This is a genomic window from Amycolatopsis umgeniensis, assembly GCF_014205155.1.
In the GTDB taxonomy this organism is placed as follows: Bacteria; Actinomycetota; Actinomycetes; order Mycobacteriales; family Pseudonocardiaceae; genus Amycolatopsis; species Amycolatopsis umgeniensis.
Genome location: NZ_JACHMX010000001.1, coordinates 3,950,880 through 3,966,242 on the forward strand (window position 1 = coordinate 3,950,880; position 15,363 = coordinate 3,966,242).

The window sequence follows — 15,363 nt, forward strand, 5'->3', positions numbered from 1 at the left end:
ACCACGCAGAACCGATGAATCGGATCGACCACCGGCCCGCTCGCCGAGAGTTTCAGGGTGCCGTCGGGATTCACCAGAAGGTGGCGGTCCGGCGGGGATCGAGATGCTGGACGACGACCACCGGCACGGGGAAGTCGGCGGGAAGAGCCGACAGCACCGTGAGGAGTGCCTTGACTCCGCCAGCCGAGGATCCGATGGCGACGATCTCGAAGGCCGTCGACTCAAGGCGGCCGCGCATCCTCCAAGCGTAATGCTCGAAAGCTAGGCGGAACCGCCCACGCGGCGGATGACCTTGGCGAGAATTCCGGTCACCACCATCCAGAAGATCGCGGCGATGCCGTAGTTGATCAGCACGCGGAGCTTGGCGTCCTCGGGCATGAAGAGGTCCTTGAAGCCCAGCAGCAGCCCTTCGGCCCAGCCGCGGACGAACGACACGATGCCGTTGTCGGGGTTCGCCTCGCCGATCACGAAGACGACGTGCAGCACCAGGATCGCCGCGAAGATCAGGCCGACCCAGCGGACGACGCTCGCCAGCACCCCGGCCGCGCGACCGCCGCCCGCACGCCAGTCGACCTTGCGCCTGGTCTTCTGATCTGCGGTTTCCTTCTCTTCAGCGTGCTCGCCCATGCCGGGCAGTGTGGCACGCCGCCTGGTCCGATTGCTACCCGCGAGTAACCCGAATGGGCGCCACTCTGGTCACGGTTCGATCGCGGCCCGGGTTTCCTTTCGGGAGATCTCGCGGTTAAGGTGGCGTCGTGGCTCGAGCTCTCCTGCTTCGCTGCCGCGACGGGGCCTGATCTGACCGGCTCCCCGTCGCGGGGCTTCGTGGTGCCGGTCGTCGCACCCGATTCTTCAGGAGAACCGTCCCCTCATGAGCATCCGTAAGCCCACGCGCCCGGCCCCTTCCGAGCAGGCGGCGTGGAACACCCAGCGCGGCACTTCGATGCCCGTACACCGCTATCGTCCCTGGTCCGAGCTGGTCGAGGACATCGAACTGCCGGACCGCACCTGGCCGGACAAGCGCATCGACACCGCCCCGCTGTGGTGCGCCGTCGACCTGCGCGACGGCAACCAGGCCCTGATCGACCCGATGTCGCCCGCCCGGAAGCGCAAGTTCTTCGATCTGCTGGTCCGCATGGGCTACAAGGAGATCGAGGTCGGTTTCCCGGCGGCGTCGCAGACCGATTTCGACTTCGTCCGCGAGATCATCGACGAGGGCGCCATCCCGGACGACGTCAGCATCCAGGTGCTGACCCAATGCCGTCCCGAGCTGATCGAGCGCACCTTCAAGGCGCTCGAAGGGGCGCCGCGCGCGATCGTCCACATCTACAACTCGACGTCGATCCTGCAGCGCCGCGTGGTGTTCCGCGAGGAGCGCATCGGCATCACGAAGATCGCTTCGCAGGCGGCCGAGCTGGTCGTCGACTACGCCGCGAAGCAGCCGGATACCGACTTCCGCTTCCAGTACTCGCCGGAGTCCTACACCGGCACCGAGCTGTCCTACGCGCTCGAGGTCTGCAACACCGTCACCGAGATCTGGCAGCCGACGCCGGAGAAGCCGGTCATCCTGAACCTGCCTGCCACCGTCGAGATGGCTTCGCCGAACATCTACGCCGACTCGATCGAGTGGATGCACCGCAACCTGGAGCGCCGCGATTCGGTGATCCTGTCGCTGCACCCGCACAACGACCGCGGCACCGGTATCGCCGCCGCCGAACTCGGCTTCCAGGCGGGCGCGGACCGGATCGAAGGCTGCCTGTTCGGCAACGGCGAGCGCACCGGCAACGTCGACCTGGTCGCGCTGGGCATGAACCTCTACAGCCAGGGCGTCGACCCGCAGATCGACTTCTCCGACATGGACGAGATCAAGCGGACCGTCGAATACTGCAACCAGCTGCCGGTGCACGAACGCAGCCCGTGGGCCGGTGACCTGGTGTTCACCGCGTTCTCCGGCAGCCACCAGGACGCGATCAACAAGGGCCTCGACGCGCTGAAGGCCGCCGCCGACAAGGCGGGGACGCCGGTCGACGAGCACCCGTGGGAGGTCCCGTACCTGCCGATCGACCCGAAGGACATCGGCCGCAACTACGAGGCCGTGATCCGGGTGAACTCGCAGTCCGGCAAGGGCGGCGTCGCCTACATCATGAAGGCCGAGCACCAGCTCGACCTGCCGCGGCGCCTGCAGATCGAGTTCTCGAAAGTCGTCCAGCGCCACACCGACACCGAGGGCGGCGAAGTCGACCCGACCACGATGTGGAACGCGTTCTCGGCCGAGTACCTGGAGCTGAAGACGCCGCTGGAGCTGGTCCGCCAGCACGTGCGGGACAACGGCGACGGCGAGTACGACATCACCGCCACCGTGCGGGTCGAGGGCGACGAGCACGAGGTCACCGGACGCGGGAACGGTCCGATCGCGGCCTTCTTCGACGCGCTGTCGACGGTCGGATTCGACCTGCGGCTGCTGGACTACAGCGAGCACACGCTCTCGCCGGGCGACGACGCGCGGGCGGCGTCGTACATCGAGTGCGCGATCTCCGACAGGGTGTACTGGGGCATCGGGATCGACCCGTCGATCGTGACCGCTTCCCTGCGGGCCGTCGTCTCGGCCGTGAACCGGGCTCACCGCTAAAGCCCTGAGCTGAAGGGGCCCTTCACCGCATGCGATGCGGTGAAGGGCCCTTTCGCTGCGTCGGATGCGGTGAAGGGCCCCTTCAGCCCCCCGCGATCCGGCCAGGTGCGCTAGCCGGATCACGCGTGTTCGGAGCCGGATCACGCGTGTCTCAAGGCGGATCACGCGTGATTGGGGCCGGAAGACACGATGCGATCCGGCCTCGGGCGTGTTCCGCCGCCAAGCACGCGAGTTACGGCTCCGAGCACGCGAGTTACGGCTCCGAGCACGCGAGTTCCGTGCCGGGACACGCGAGTCACGAGCGTTAGAGGGCTTTCACCGCGGCCAGGATGTCGGCCGGGTCGGTGCGGGTGGTGTAGTCCGGATGGACGTCGATGTAGCGGATGACGCCTTCACCGTCCACGACCAGGACTGTCGGGTACGGCAGCTCCCACTCCGCCGAGCCGTTGATCTTCTCGACGTCGCCGATGAGCGTGTCGAAAGCCGGCTTCGTCTCCGGCGCCAGCCGGAACGTGATGCCGAGCGCGCGGCCGAGCTCGTTGTCCACATCGGACAGAACGGTGAATTCCAGATCCTTTGTGGACAGTGAACCGTCCGGGAGCTGCGGGCTGACCGCGATCAGCTTCACCCCCAGGCCCTCCAGTTCCGGCAGCACCTCCTGCTGGTACGCGCGCAGCGCCAGATTGCAGTACGGGCACCACGCGCCGCGGTAGAACACCACGACCGCGGGCCCGTCCTTGACCGAGACCCGGCCACCGTTCGCGTCCGGCAGCGCGAGATCCGGCATCGCCGCCCCCGGTTTCGCGGCCTTCTCGGCGACCACTCCGACGAACGACGCGCGATCGGCCTTGAGCACTTCGGCGATCTCCGCCGGGACGTGCGTCGCGACGGATTCCCGCAGCTCGGACAGGTCGGTGTCGAGATCCCCCATGGTCACTCCTTTGGTTGTACTGATCGGTACAGTGGAGCCGACTGTACTATTCGGTACATGGATGGTCAACCGGCTGCTTCGACCCCACGCGGGCGCCTGACCCGGGACGCGATCGTCGACTCGGCGGCGGGGCTGATGTACGTCAACGGCGTCGCCGGGACGAGCGTCGACAAGGTGCTCGCGGCGAGCGGGGCCGGGAAATCGCAGATGTACCACTACTTCAAGAACAAGGAACAGCTGGTCGAAGCGGTCATCGCGCGCTTCCTGGAGAACATCCTCGGCAACCAGCCGACCATCTTCGCGCTGCACGACTGGGCCGACTTCGAGCAGTGGGCCGGGGAGATCCTCGCCATCCAGACCACCCCGCAGGGACCGATCGCCTGCCCGCTCGGCAATCTCGCCGGCGAGCTCGGCGACGACCCCAAGATGGCGCCCCTGCTGGACAAGGCCTACCGCGAATGGGAGTCACATCTCGAGCGCGGACTGAAGTCGTTGCAGGAACAGGGAAAGCTCGCCGAAGACGCCGACATCGCCCGGCTCGCGCAGACCGCGATGGCGTGTGTCCAGGGCGGCCTGCTGATGGCCCATCTGCGCCACGACATCACCCCGATCGCGGACGCGCTCAAGCTCGCGCTGGACCACCTGAAGAGTCACGCTCGCCCGTGAGCGCCTCGACCTCGTCGGCCAGCGCGACGAGGATCTTCGCCACCGCGGGCCGCGAAGACGCGCCGAGCCGGCAGACGGCCTCCACGTGCCGCGCCGCTTTGATCCCGGCGAGCGGACGGCAGACCAGGCCGCTGCCGCGCCGGGTGTCCATGGTGTACCGGGGCAGCAGCGCGATCCCGTGCCCGGCGGCGACGAGCCGTTCGGTGATGCGGAAATCGTTGATGCGCTGGACGACCTGCGGGCGCACGCCGGTGCGGATGATCAGCGACTGGAGGATGTCGTCGACAGGGAAACCGGCGTTGACGCTGATCCAGCGTTCGTCGGCCAGTTCGGCGAGTTCGATGCGGCGCCGTTTGGCGAGCCGATGCCCGGCTGGCAGCGCGACGTCGAGCGGTTCGCGCAGCAGATGACGCGTCTCCAGCCGTTCCGAGCCGAGCGAAGGTGCGTGCTCGTCCCGGTGTGCCACCACGATGTCGTAGTCCGCGACGAGCCCCGGGACCTCCGGCGGGGTCATGTCGACGTCGCGCACGATGACTTCCAGTCCCTCGAATTCCGCCGTCCGGCGCAGCAGACCGGGGAGCAGCATCAGCCCGGCCGACTGGAAGATCGCCACCCGGACCCGGCCGCGGGGAGCGCTGCGGTAAGTGTCCAATTCGGACTCCGCGCGATCGAGTGCGGCGAGCACGTCGTCCGCGCGGGCGACCAGCGCCCGGCCCGCGTCGGTCAGCCGGAGTCCCCGGCCCGCCGGTTCCGTCAGCGCGAGACCGACGTCGGCCTGCAAGGCGCGAAGTTGCTGGGAAACCGCGGAAGGGGTGCAGTGCAGCGCCTTCGCGGCCGCCGTCACGCTGCCGCGATCGGCGAACTCGCGCAAGGTCCGCAATCGGCCGATGTCCATCCCGCCAGCATATGTGAAGCGAAACTGAACGGTCACTGAAAATATTATCGCTTGTCCTTCACGATATGCCCCCGTAAGAGTGAAGGCATGCCCGCCCGCGACCGTTTGCTCGCCCTGCTCGTCGCCGTCCTCTGGGGCTGCAACTTCCTCGCCATCCACGCCACCCTCGGGCAGTTCCCTCCCGTCTTCGCCGGCGGGCTGCGCTTCGCGGTCATCGCGATCCCGACCATCCTGTTCGTGCCGTGGCCGAAGGTGAAGATCCGCCACCTGCTCGGCTACGGGCTCGGCTTCGGCACCGGGCAGTTCGTGTTCCTCTTCATCGCGATGGACACCGGCATGCCGACCGGCCTCGCGTCGCTGGTGCTGCAGGCTTCGGCCCCGTTCACCGTCCTGCTCGGCGCCGTGTTCCTGCGGGAACGCGTGTCCGGACGGCAGCTCGCCGGGATACTGCTCGCCGTCGCCGGGATGGCGACGATCGCCTGGCAGCAGGCCGGGAACGCCGCCCTGCTGCCGGTGATCCTGACCCTTCTCGGCGCGCTGAGCTGGGCTTTCGGCAACTTGAGCACGCGGCAGGCGGCACCGGACAACCCGCTGAACTTCGTCCTCTGGATGTCGGTGGTGCCGCCGCTGCCGATGTTCGCGCTGTCACTGGCGATGGAAGGCCCGGCGGAGATCGGCCACTCGCTGAGCACGCTCGGCACCCCGACCGGGCTGATCGGCCTCGGCGGCCTCGCCTACGTCGTGGTGTTCGGCACGATCGTCGGCTCCGGGATCTGGACTTCGCTGATGCGCCGCAATCCGGCGGGTGTGGTCGCGCCGTTCTCCCTGCTGGTGCCGGTGGTCGGGCTGTCGGTGGCGTTCCTCGTGCTCGACGAGCGGCCGTCGCCGCTCGAGGTCGTCGCGGCGGCCGTCGTCATCGGCGGCGTGCTGTTCGGTTCGACGAAGCGCCGCGTGCGCGAGCCGGACTTCCTCGCCGAAGCCGAAACGCCTCAGCCCACTGGAGTGCGGTGAGCCGTGCGGGCCGGGCGCCGCGCCCGGTGAACACCCGCCGCACGAAGTCCTGGTAGCGCGCACGATCCGTGTCGTCGACGAGCGGGCGCTCGCGGCGGGTCATGGTCAGCAGGCCGCCGTCGACACCGGGCCGGGGACGGAACGCCGCCGCGGGGACCCGTCCGGCCAGCCGGAAGTCGAACCACGGCCACCACTGGGCGGTCATCATGGTCGCGCCGCCGACCCCGGCGCGACGGCGCGCCACCTCCCATTGCACGAGCAGGACGGCGTCGCTCCAGCCGGGAGCGGCGAGGACGTGGCGCAGCGTCGCGGTGGTCAGGTGGAAGGGCAGATTGCCGACCAGTACGCAGGGCGTTTTCGGCAGGGGGAACCGCAGGAAGTCCGCGGTGACGATCTCAGTGGACGGCCGGACGCGTCCCGCCAGCCGGGCGGCGCGACGGGCGTCGATCTCGACGCCGGTCAGCGGCCTGCCGAGCCGTTCCAGCGGCAGGGTGAGCGCGCCGTCGCCCGTGCCGAATTCGATGATCGGCCCGCCGGTTTCGGCGACGAGCTTCACGACGGTTTCGATGGTTTTCCGGTCGATGAGGAAGTTCTGGCCGAGCTCATGACGGCCAGGACGGTGTGTGCGCAAGGGGTCTCCGCGGCTTCGAGGTGAGCCGGGCAGCCTGAAGCAGGCCCGGCGATGACTCGCTCGGGCGGCGGTTCCTTGCTGGAGCGTGGAATCCGCCGCTAGGCGCGGCGGGTCCTGGTGAAGGCGGAAGCACACATGGCAGCGAAGCTACCTCGAGCCGGCGTGCTTCCGCCAACGCTTTTCTACGCGCCGATACGACTGGTGCCGAGGTGCTCGACAGGCCCGGACAGCGCGGCCTTCACCCCGCGGGTGAGGTCGTCGGTGAGCACCTCGGTCTCGCCCTTTTCGAGCCCGTCGACGACCTGGCGGGCGACGTCGCGCGGGTCGTTCTTCTCGACCTCGAACCCCTGGGTCATGTCGGTGTCGGTGTAGCCGAGGTGGACGCCGACGACCTGGGTGTCCTGCTCGGCGAACTCGATGCGGAGCGAGTTGGTGATCGACCAGAACGCGGCTTTCGACGCGCCGTACGAACCCGAGCCCGACGCCCACGACAGGACGGAATGGACGTTGACCAGTGCGCCGCCGTCCTCGAGCTGCGGCGCAAACGCTTGCGCGATGCGCAGCGCGCCGAAGACGTTCGTCTCGAAGACCGGTCGATGCGCGTCGACCTCCTCGGCCAGCAGCGAGCCGAGGCCGAGGACACCGGCGTTGTTGAAGACGATCGTCGCGTCGCTCGCCTTCTCGGCCAGCGAGCGGACGGACTCCGGGTCGGTGACGTCGAGCGGGAGCGGGACGATCCGCGGATCGGTCTCCTCGTGCGGCGACCTGGCGGTGGCGTAGACCTTGGCGGCGCCGCGGGCGAGCAGCTCGGCGACGAACGCCTTGCCGAGGCCTCGCTGGCCGCCGGTGACCAGGACGACGGCACCCTCGATGGAGGTCATGACTTGCTCCCTTGACAGAAGTGTTCGGCTTTTGCCTCTGTCGTCAGCATGAGGGCGCGCGGCGACAGAGTCAAGTACGCTTGACCTATGTCATGGACCGCGACGGACCGCTACCGGTTGCGCGCCGCCCCCTCGGGGCTGGCGCTCGTTCAGGACTTCCTCAACACGAAGGCGATCAAGGCACACGGCCTCGACCTGCTGGACGACGCCGACCTGGCGCGGCCGTGGGTCGCCGAGGCACTGGCCGAATGGTCGCGGACCCGCGACGCCGACGTGCCCGAGGTCACGCTGGGTTCGGGCGACCTTCGCGCGCTTCGCGACCTGCGGGAGTCGTTCGTTTCGCTCTTGGACGGGGACGAGGCGGCGGTCGAGAAACCGATCAAGGCGGAGCTGGCCCTGCGGGACGGCGTCGTCCGGCTGTTCCCGTCCGGCACCGGACGGCAGTGGCTCGCTTCGGCGCTGTGGACGGAGACGCTGCTCGCGCAGCAGTCCGGGATCTGGCCTCGGCTGAAACTGTGCCGTCTCGACGGCTGCCGTTCGGCGTTCTACGACGTCTCGCGCAACAACAGCGGCGTCTGGCACGACGTGAAGACGTGCGGGAACGTCGCGAACCTGCGGGCGTCGCGGGAGCGGAAGAAAGCGCTCAGCTGAACGACGCCAGCGCCGACGGGATCGGGATCTCGCCGCCGATGACGTCGAAACCCCGGTTCTCGGTGAGGGGTTCCTCCAGCGCGGCGACCATGACGGCGGCGACGTCGGCGCGGCAGACGCGGCCGGGTTCGAGGTGGCCGGCGATCTTGACGTGCCCGCTGGGCGGATCGTCGGTGAGCGTGCCGGGACGGACGATCGTCCAGTTCAGGCTCGAGCGGCGGAGGATGCTGTCGGAGATCTGCTTCGCCATCAGGATCGAGCGCACCAGGCGATCGCCCTGATCCGGTGAATCCGCGAACTGCGCGGAAAGCTGCACGAACCGCGCGACACCCGCCTTCTCCGCGGCGCGGATCGCGGTGATCACACCGTCGCGGTCGACGAGGTCGACCGACGCCTGATCCGGATCGGGCGCGCCGATCGCGCTGATCACCACCTCGGAACCGGCGAGGGCCTCGACGAGGTCGTCCGCGTCGGCGGTGACGTCCGCGACCACGGTTTCGGCGCCGAGCCCGGCGACCTCCTCGGCACGGCGACGGCTGCGCAGGCCCGCGCGCACCTGATGCCCCCGCCCCCGCAGCAGCCGGACCACGTGAATCCCCGTCCGCCCCGACGCACCCAGCACTGTGACCCGCATGACACCGAGTCTGCCTGATCACGCGCCCACCTGCCTGATCACGCGCGACCCACGCATTTCGTCCTCTAAATGCGCCCATGCCCACTCGCATTCAGAGGACTAAACGCGGTGTCGTGCTCCGGCGGGCGCCGGGCGTTTGCCGTGGTGTCGCGAAAGCCACTTTCGGGACGTCAGATGTCCCGAAAGTGGCTTTCGCGACACGGCCACCCACGCATTTCGTCCTCTAAATGCGTCAAGTACATGAAGGCCCCCTTCCTGTACCTAGGCGCAAGGAAGGGGGCCTTCATGTACTTCGACGAGCTACAGGATCTCCGCCGCCGAGCCGACGTCCGGAAGTCCGCCGACGTCCGGGTTCAGGTCCCCGGCCCCGACGAGTTCCGCCTTGACCTCGTGCGGCCGGATCCGGCCGTCGCGGATGTCCTCCGCGTAGTGGCAGGCCACCCGGTGCCCGGCGCCGATCTCCCGCAGCTGCGGGCGGTCGGTGTCGCACAGGCTCTGCTGCTTCCACGGGCAGCGCGTGTGGAAGCGGCAACCGGACGGCGGCCGCGCCGGCGAAGGCAGGTCGCCGGCGAGCAGGATCTGCTCCCGGCTGTCCTCGACCGTCGGATCCGGCACGGGGATCGCCGAAAGCAGCGCCCGCGTGTACGGGTGCAGCGGGTTCTCGTACAGCGCGTCGGCGTCGGCCTCTTCGACCAGCGAGCCGAGGTACATCACGCCGATACGGTCGGAGATGTGTCGCACCACCGCGAGGTCGTGCGCGATCACCAGGTACGTGAGCCCGAGCTTCTCCTGCAGGTTTTCCAGGAGGTTGACCACCTGCGCCTGCACCGAGACGTCCAGCGCGGACACCGGTTCGTCGGCGACGATCAGGTCCGGCTCCACCGCGAGCGCCCGCGCGATGCCGATGCGCTGGCGCTGACCGCCGGAGAACTCGTGCGGGTACTTCCGCAGCGAGGACTCGGGAAGCCCGACGGCGGACAGGAGTTCACGCAGCCGCTTGGCCGTCGCGTCCTTGTCCTTGTCGAGGCCGTGCGCCTTCATCCCTTCCGTCAGAATGGATTCCACCGACTGCCGAGGGTCCAAAGAGGACATCGGGTCCTGGAAGACCATCTGCATCCGGCGGCGCGCCTTGCGCAGGTCCTCGCCCTTGAGCCCGGCCACGTCCGTGCCGTCGAAGACGACGTGGCCGTCCGTCAGCTCGGTCAGCCGGAGGATCGCCCTGCCCAAAGTGGACTTCCCGCAGCCGGATTCGCCGACCAGCCCGTAGGTTTCGCCCTTGCGGATGGCGAGGTCGACGCCGTCGACGGCGTACACGTACCCGACGGTCCGGTCGACCACGATGCCGCGTTTGATCGGGAAGTGCACCTTGAGGTCGTTGACCTCGAGCAGCACTTCCTGCTGCGGTGCCGTATGCGTCATCGGGCCCCTCCTCGTGCGGCCACGGCCGGGATCACCGGGTTGTGGCAGCGCAGCAGCCCACCGCGATCGGGGGTCAGCTGCGGTGAAACCTCCCGGCACACGCCGAGAGCGTTCGGGCAGCGGGGCGCGAAGGCGCAACCGCCGTCCCACGGGATGTTGTCGGCGACGGATCCCTTGATGGGGATCAGTTTCTCGCCGCGGCCCGCGTCGAGACGCGGGATCGAGGCGAGCAGGCCGTGGGTGTACGGGTGCCGCGGTTCGGCGAACAGCGCGTGCCTTTCGGCGCGCTCGACGATCTTGCCGCCGTAGAGCACGTTGACCTCGTCGCAAAGACCCGCGACGACACCGAGGTCGTGCGTGATCATGATCAGCGCTGTCCCGGTGTCCTGCACCAGTTCCCGCAGCAGCGCGAGGATCTGCGCCTGGATCGTCACGTCGAGCGCGGTGGTCGGCTCGTCGGCGATGAGCAGCCGCGGACGGCAAGCCAGCGCGATCGCGATCAGCGCGCGCTGCCGCATCCCGCCGGAAAGCTGGTGCGGGTACTCGGAAAGCCGCCGCGACGGGTCGGGGATGCCGACCTTGTCCAGCAGTTCCGCCGCTTCCACCGACGCCACCTTGCGCGACATGCCGCGGTGCCGCTCGAGCACCTCGGTGATCTGCAGGCCGATCGGGATGACCGGGTTCAGCGAGGACAGCGGATCCTGGAACACCATGCCGAGGTCGCGGCCCCGGCGGTCCCGCATTTCCCGGTCCGACAGGCGAAGCAGATCCGTGCCTTCGAACGACACCGAACCGCTGACGTGGTTGCCGCGTTTGGCCAGCAACCGCATGATCGCCAGCGAGGTCACGGACTTGCCGCAACCGGACTCACCGACGAGACCGACCGTCTGGCCGGGCTCGACATCGAAACTGACCCCGTCCACCGCGGTGAACGGCTTCTCACCACGTCGCTGGAAAACAACCGTGAGGTCGCGTACTTCGAGGAGTGCCATGAGAAATCACCGCCTGTTCTTCGGATCGAGGGCTTCCCGCAAGGACTCGCCGAGCAGCGTGAACCCGAGCGCGACGATGATGATCGCGATGGCCGGGTAGTACGCGAGCTCGGGGCGGATGTCGAGGAACTGCCGAGCGCTGCGGCTCAGCATGATGCCCCATTCCGCCCGGTTCGGGTCCGGGTCGCCGAGACCGAGGAACGACAGCGCCGCCGCCTCGAGGATCGCGGTCGCCAGGGTCAGCGTGGCCTGCACGATGACCGGGCCGAGTGAGTTGGGCAGCATGTGCCGCACCACGATCGCCCCGCGTTTGACGCCGAGCGACGTCGCCGCGAGCACGTGATCACTACTTCTCTGCGCGAGCATCGAACCGCGCAGCAACCGCGCGAAGATCGGCACGCCGACCATCGACACCGCCACGATCACGGTCCACTGGCTCGGCTTCTGGAACAGCGCGGCGACCGAGATCGCCAGCAGCAGCGACGGCACCGACAGCATGACGTCGACCAGGCGCATCAGCACCGTGTCGACCCAGCCGCCGAAGGCGCCGGCGAGACCGCCGATGATCATGCCGACCACGACGCCGATGACCGTGGCGAGCACACCGACCAGCAGGGTGTTCTGGGCACCGACCAGCAGTCGCGAGAGGTAGTCGCGGCCGAAGTCGTCGACACCGAGCGGGAAACCGGCCTGCGCGCCGGGGATGATGCCCTTGCCGAGGATGACCTCGCTCTGCAGGTACCGCTCGTACGGGTCCTTCGGCGCGATGAACGGCGCCAGGATCGCCAGCAGCAGGAACAGACCGGTGATCACGCCACCGGTGATGGCCACCGGGCTCCGCAGCATCCGGCGCATCGCCTCGCCGCCGAGGCTGTGGCCCTTCGCCGACGACGCGGCGAGCCTGTCGATCGGCTCCTTCTTCTTGTTCAGCAGTGTGTTCATCGGACACGCACCCTCGGGTCGATGAGCCCGTACGAGACGTCGACCAGCATGTTCACCAGCACGTAGACCAGTGCGCCGAACAGCAGCAGCGCCTGGAGCCGCGGGTAGTCACGCCGTTCGATGCCTTCGGCGAGCAGGAAGCCGAGGCCGCGGAAGTTGAACACCCGCTCGGTCAGCACGGCGCCGCCGAGCAGGGCGCCGGTCTGCAGGCCGATCACGGTGACCACCGGCAGCAGACCGTTGCGGAGCACGTGACGGCGCCGGACGACCGGCTGGGTCAGGCCCTTCGAGTTGGCCGTGCGGATGAAGTCCTCGTTGAGCACGTCCAGCACCGACGCGCGGGTGATCCGGACGATCACCGCGAGCGGGATGGTGGCGAGCGCGAACGCGGGAAGGATCAAGTGGGTGATCGCGTCCCACGCGGCGTCCCATTCCTGGGTGATGATGCCGTCGAAGACCGCGAAACCGGTGACGGTGGTCGCGTCGAGCCCTGCCATCTGACGGCCCTGCGAAGGAAGTCCCAGCGGGGCGGCCAGCAGGTCCTGCATCATGTAGCCGAGGAAGAACACCGGCACGGCGACGCCGACCAGCGAAAGCACGATGATTACGTTGTCGACGGGCCCGCCGCGGAAGCGTGCGGACAGGTAACCGAACGGGATACCGAGGCACACCGCGATGAGCATCGCGCAGAGGCCGAGTTCGAGAGTGGCGGGAAGGAAGTTCCCGATCTCCGACATGACCGGCTGGGCGGAGACCAGCGAGTTGCCGAAGTCGCCGGTGACGGCCCGGCCGAGGAATTTGAAGTACTGGACGAAGATCGGATCGTCGAGGCCGAGAATCCGGTTGAGGTCGGCGATCTTCTCCGGGGTCGCCTTGTCACCCAGGAGGGCGCCGGCGGGACCACCGGGCAGTGACCGGAGCCAGGCGAAGATCAAAATGGACAGGATCAAGAGCGTCGGTATCGCTTGTAGCAGCCGACGCACGAGAAAACGGAGCACGTGCGTTCCTTTGTTGCCAGCCCGGGAATGAGCCGAAGGGGGCGGGTGCGGTAGCACCCACCCCCTGCGGCCATCAGTGGTGGTGGATCAGTTGACCGTGACGGTGTAGAAGCGCTCGTCGGTCAGCGGGCTGGCCACCAGGCCCTTCACCTTCGGGCCGACGACGATCGCCGGGGGGCCGTAGGAGATGGGGATGGCGGGCAGGTAGTCCATGATCTGCTTGTTGACTTCCTGGTACGCCTTGGTGTGCGCCTCACCGGCGGGCGCGGCGTCCGCGGCGGAGAGGGCGCTGAACAGCTCGGGGTTGTTGAAGCCGAACTCGGCCTTCTCACGACCGAAGAACGTACCCACGAAGTTGCCGGCGTCGTTGTAGTCACCGGTCCAGCCGAGCAGGTGCACGTCCTGCTTGCCCGCCTTCTGGACGTCGTCCTTGTAGCCACCGTTCCACGGCTTGGCGATCGCCTCGACCTTGATGCCGATGGCCTTCATGTCCTCGGACAGCGACGTGAAGATGTCCGCCGGGTTCGGCATGTACGGCCGGGTGACCTCGGTCGGGTAGTAGAACTTCAGCGTCATGCCCTCGGCGCCGGCTTCCTTGAGAAGCTGCTTCGCCCTCTCGCGGTCGAACGGGTACTTGGTGACACCGTCGTTGTAGCCGTCGATCGCCTTCGGCACGAACTGCGTCGCGGTCTCGGCGCCCTCGGGGAGCTTCGACTTCACGAACTGGTCGCGGTTGAGGCCGTAGGCCAGCGCCTGCCGGACCTTGAGGTCCTTCAGCTTCGGGTTGTTCTTCTGGTTGATGCCCAGGTACAGGATGTTGAACGACGGGCGGATGAGCACCTGCTCGCCGTCGTTGCGCAGCAGGCCGTAGTCCGCGGGCGACGGGTAGTCGAAGCCCTGGATGTCGCCGGCCTTCAGCGCCTGCTTGCGGGCGTTCTCGTCCGGGATGACCTTGAAGACCAGCTTGTCGAGCTTGGCCGTCTGGGTCGGGGAGTCGGTCGCCTTCGACAGGGTGATCTCACCCTTGGCCTGGTCCCAGCTGTCGAACTTGAACGGGCCGGTGCCGGTCGGGTGCGCCGTGGCGTACTCCGGGTACGCGAACGAGTCGCCGCTCTGGGTGACGTTGTCGGCGTTGTACTTCTTCAGCGCGTCCGGGCTCTGGATCGAGAACGACGGCAGCGTGAAGGCCGCCGGGAAGGCGCCCTTGTTCTTGTTCAGGTTCAGGATGGCCGTCGACTCGTCCTTGGCCTGGCAATCCTTGAACACGGGGTCGCCGGAAGCGTCGCCCTCGTTCTTGGCGAAGCCCTCGAAGACGTCGCCGTAGTAGATCATCTGGCTCTGGGCCGCCGCGCCCTTCATGTTGAACATGCGGTTGAAGTTGAAGCAGACCGCTTCGGCGTTGAACGGGGTGCCGTCGTGGAACTTGACGCCCTTCTTCAGCGAGAACGTCCAGGTCTTGCCGTCGTTGCTGCCTTCCCACTTCTCAGCCAGGCCGGGCTCGAGGTCCGCGGTGCCCGGCTTGTTCATGATCAGCGTGTCCATCATCTGGCGGATGATGCGGAAGGTCTCACCGTCGTCGTTGAAGAGCGGGTCGAACGTCTTCGGGTTACCGGCGGCGCCGAAGACCATGGTGCCTCCTGAGCCACCCCCTGCGCCTTCTTCACGCTTCGAATCGGCACAAGCGGAAATGGAGACCGCGAGTGCGCCGGCAAGCCCGATCAGGGCCACACGGCGTGCTCGGGTCACCCGCAGTTGCTGCATCTGGCACCCCTTGAGGAGAATTTCGGTGTTTAGTCACCGCCGGCGTCGATCGGAAACTCGAACTCCGCGGACGATCGGTGTGCCCGCCGACACTAGCGGGAACTCGGCCCGCACTTAAGCACGCGAGGTTACGATCGCGCTACACGAAGGCCAATACGACCGCAAAGTGTCGGCAATTCCGGACGGAGCGTAATCAATTTCGGACCACTAACGCACAGAGTGCCGGGTCACTAACACAAATGGGTGTCCACCACTACGACCTTTGGGTCACTGACAGAAGTGGACAAACACCGGCGGAGTAGCCCGAGCGGCGGGTCGGAAG

Annotated in this window: 16 protein-coding genes; 4 read left to right on the forward strand and 12 right to left on the reverse strand. The window is 67.8% G+C overall.

Going from position 1 to position 15,363, the window contains the following annotated elements:
- Nucleotides 1-70 precede the first annotated feature (70 nt).
- Entirely contained in the window at nt 71-238 is a 168-nt protein-coding gene (locus tag HDA45_RS42810; RefSeq protein WP_281400787.1) for a chemotaxis protein CheB, read from the reverse strand.
- A 23-nt stretch (nt 239-261) separates the two neighbouring features.
- On the reverse strand, nt 262-627 hold the full coding sequence (locus HDA45_RS18295) for a hypothetical protein (RefSeq protein ID WP_184896924.1): 366 nt from the start codon (nt 625-627) through the stop codon (nt 262-264).
- A 244-nt stretch (nt 628-871) separates the two neighbouring features.
- On the opposite strand from HDA45_RS18295, the gene leuA reads away from it, so the two are divergent.
- Nucleotides 872-2,629: a 2-isopropylmalate synthase gene (leuA, locus tag HDA45_RS18300; RefSeq protein ID WP_184896926.1), complete on the forward strand. Its 1,758-nt coding sequence runs from the start codon at nt 872-874 to the stop codon at nt 2,627-2,629.
- 304 nt (nt 2,630-2,933) lie between these two features.
- Here leuA and HDA45_RS18305 read toward each other — a convergent pair whose 3' ends face one another.
- Entirely contained in the window at nt 2,934-3,560 is a 627-nt protein-coding gene (locus HDA45_RS18305) for a peroxiredoxin-like family protein (RefSeq protein ID WP_184896928.1), read from the reverse strand.
- A 57-nt stretch (nt 3,561-3,617) separates the two neighbouring features.
- Between HDA45_RS18305 and HDA45_RS18310 the strand changes: the two genes are divergently transcribed.
- Complete coding sequence (locus HDA45_RS18310) at nt 3,618-4,226, forward strand: TetR/AcrR family transcriptional regulator (protein ID WP_184896930.1); 609 nt, start codon at nt 3,618-3,620, stop codon at nt 4,224-4,226.
- Here the strand turns inward: HDA45_RS18310 and HDA45_RS18315 are convergent.
- On the reverse strand, nt 4,183-5,121 hold the full coding sequence (locus HDA45_RS18315; RefSeq protein WP_184896932.1) for a LysR family transcriptional regulator: 939 nt from the start codon (nt 5,119-5,121) through the stop codon (nt 4,183-4,185). The two genes, HDA45_RS18310 and HDA45_RS18315, sit on opposite strands and share 44 nt — an antisense overlap.
- A gap of 87 nt (nt 5,122-5,208) precedes the next feature.
- Here HDA45_RS18315 and HDA45_RS18320 point away from each other — a divergent pair, with 87 nt between their 5' ends.
- Complete coding sequence (locus HDA45_RS18320; protein WP_184896934.1) at nt 5,209-6,132, forward strand: EamA family transporter; 924 nt, start codon at nt 5,209-5,211, stop codon at nt 6,130-6,132.
- Here HDA45_RS18320 and erm read toward each other — a convergent pair.
- Nucleotides 6,035-6,763 carry a 23S ribosomal RNA methyltransferase Erm gene (gene erm / locus HDA45_RS18325; RefSeq protein ID WP_184896936.1) on the reverse strand — a complete coding sequence of 243 codons (729 nt, stop codon included), beginning with the start codon at nt 6,761-6,763 and terminating at the stop codon, nt 6,035-6,037. The genes HDA45_RS18320 and erm overlap by 98 nt on opposite strands.
- 182 nt (nt 6,764-6,945) lie before the next feature.
- The gene (locus tag HDA45_RS18330) at nt 6,946-7,644 is read right to left on the reverse strand and encodes an SDR family oxidoreductase (RefSeq protein WP_184896938.1); all 699 of its coding nucleotides are present in this window, start codon (nt 7,642-7,644) and stop codon (nt 6,946-6,948) included.
- A gap of 87 nt (nt 7,645-7,731) precedes the next feature.
- Here HDA45_RS18330 and HDA45_RS18335 point away from each other — a divergent pair, with 87 nt between their 5' ends.
- Nucleotides 7,732-8,295: a CGNR zinc finger domain-containing protein gene (locus HDA45_RS18335; protein ID WP_184896940.1), complete on the forward strand. Its 564-nt coding sequence runs from the start codon at nt 7,732-7,734 to the stop codon at nt 8,293-8,295.
- Here HDA45_RS18335 and HDA45_RS18340 read toward each other — a convergent pair.
- The 6 genes from HDA45_RS18340 to HDA45_RS18365 form a co-directional block, all read right to left on the reverse strand.
- Nucleotides 8,288-8,929, reverse strand: coding sequence for an SDR family oxidoreductase (locus tag HDA45_RS18340; protein WP_184896942.1), 642 nt, complete (start codon nt 8,927-8,929; stop codon nt 8,288-8,290). The genes HDA45_RS18335 and HDA45_RS18340 overlap by 8 nt on opposite strands.
- A gap of 300 nt (nt 8,930-9,229) precedes the next feature.
- Entirely contained in the window at nt 9,230-10,348 is a 1,119-nt protein-coding gene (locus HDA45_RS18345) for an ABC transporter ATP-binding protein (protein WP_184896944.1), read from the reverse strand.
- On the reverse strand, nt 10,345-11,340 hold the full coding sequence (locus tag HDA45_RS18350; RefSeq protein WP_184896946.1) for an ABC transporter ATP-binding protein: 996 nt from the start codon (nt 11,338-11,340) through the stop codon (nt 10,345-10,347). Before HDA45_RS18350 ends, HDA45_RS18345 begins: the two co-directional genes overlap by 4 nt.
- A gap of 6 nt (nt 11,341-11,346) precedes the next feature.
- Nucleotides 11,347-12,282, reverse strand: coding sequence for an ABC transporter permease (locus HDA45_RS18355; RefSeq protein ID WP_184896948.1), 936 nt, complete (start codon nt 12,280-12,282; stop codon nt 11,347-11,349).
- Entirely contained in the window at nt 12,279-13,280 is a 1,002-nt protein-coding gene (locus tag HDA45_RS18360; protein ID WP_184896950.1) for an ABC transporter permease subunit, read from the reverse strand. The genes HDA45_RS18355 and HDA45_RS18360 overlap by 4 nt, the downstream gene beginning before the upstream one ends.
- Nucleotides 13,281-13,367: 87 nt before the next feature.
- Nucleotides 13,368-15,041, reverse strand: coding sequence for an ABC transporter substrate-binding protein (locus tag HDA45_RS18365; RefSeq protein WP_452039140.1), 1,674 nt, complete (start codon nt 15,039-15,041; stop codon nt 13,368-13,370).
- Nucleotides 15,042-15,363: the final 322 nt, after the last annotated feature.

Bases quoted from the DNA above. Each gene is read 5' to 3' on its own strand.
- HDA45_RS42810 (WP_281400787.1), bottom strand. From the start codon at position 238: ATGCGCGGCCGCCTTGAGTCGACGGCCTTCGAGATCGTCGCCATCGGA.
- HDA45_RS18295 (WP_184896924.1), bottom strand. From the start codon at position 627: ATGGGCGAGCACGCTGAAGAGAAGGAAACCGCAGATCAGAAGACCAGG.
- leuA (WP_184896926.1), top strand. From the start codon at position 872: ATGAGCATCCGTAAGCCCACGCGCCCGGCCCCTTCCGAGCAGGCGGCG.
- HDA45_RS18305 (WP_184896928.1), bottom strand. From the start codon at position 3,560: ATGGGGGATCTCGACACCGACCTGTCCGAGCTGCGGGAATCCGTCGCG.
- HDA45_RS18310 (WP_184896930.1), top strand. From the start codon at position 3,618: ATGGATGGTCAACCGGCTGCTTCGACCCCACGCGGGCGCCTGACCCGG.
- HDA45_RS18315 (WP_184896932.1), bottom strand. From the start codon at position 5,121: ATGGACATCGGCCGATTGCGGACCTTGCGCGAGTTCGCCGATCGCGGC.
- HDA45_RS18320 (WP_184896934.1), top strand. From the start codon at position 5,209: ATGCCCGCCCGCGACCGTTTGCTCGCCCTGCTCGTCGCCGTCCTCTGG.
- HDA45_RS18330 (WP_184896938.1), bottom strand. From the start codon at position 7,644: ATGACCTCCATCGAGGGTGCCGTCGTCCTGGTCACCGGCGGCCAGCGA.
- HDA45_RS18335 (WP_184896940.1), top strand. From the start codon at position 7,732: ATGTCATGGACCGCGACGGACCGCTACCGGTTGCGCGCCGCCCCCTCG.
- HDA45_RS18340 (WP_184896942.1), bottom strand. From the start codon at position 8,929: ATGCGGGTCACAGTGCTGGGTGCGTCGGGGCGGACGGGGATTCACGTG.
- HDA45_RS18345 (WP_184896944.1), bottom strand. From the start codon at position 10,348: ATGACGCATACGGCACCGCAGCAGGAAGTGCTGCTCGAGGTCAACGAC.
- HDA45_RS18350 (WP_184896946.1), bottom strand. From the start codon at position 11,340: ATGGCACTCCTCGAAGTACGCGACCTCACGGTTGTTTTCCAGCGACGT.
- HDA45_RS18355 (WP_184896948.1), bottom strand. From the start codon at position 12,282: ATGAACACACTGCTGAACAAGAAGAAGGAGCCGATCGACAGGCTCGCC.
- HDA45_RS18365 (WP_452039140.1), bottom strand. From the start codon at position 15,041: ATGCAGCAACTGCGGGTGACCCGAGCACGCCGTGTGGCCCTGATCGGG.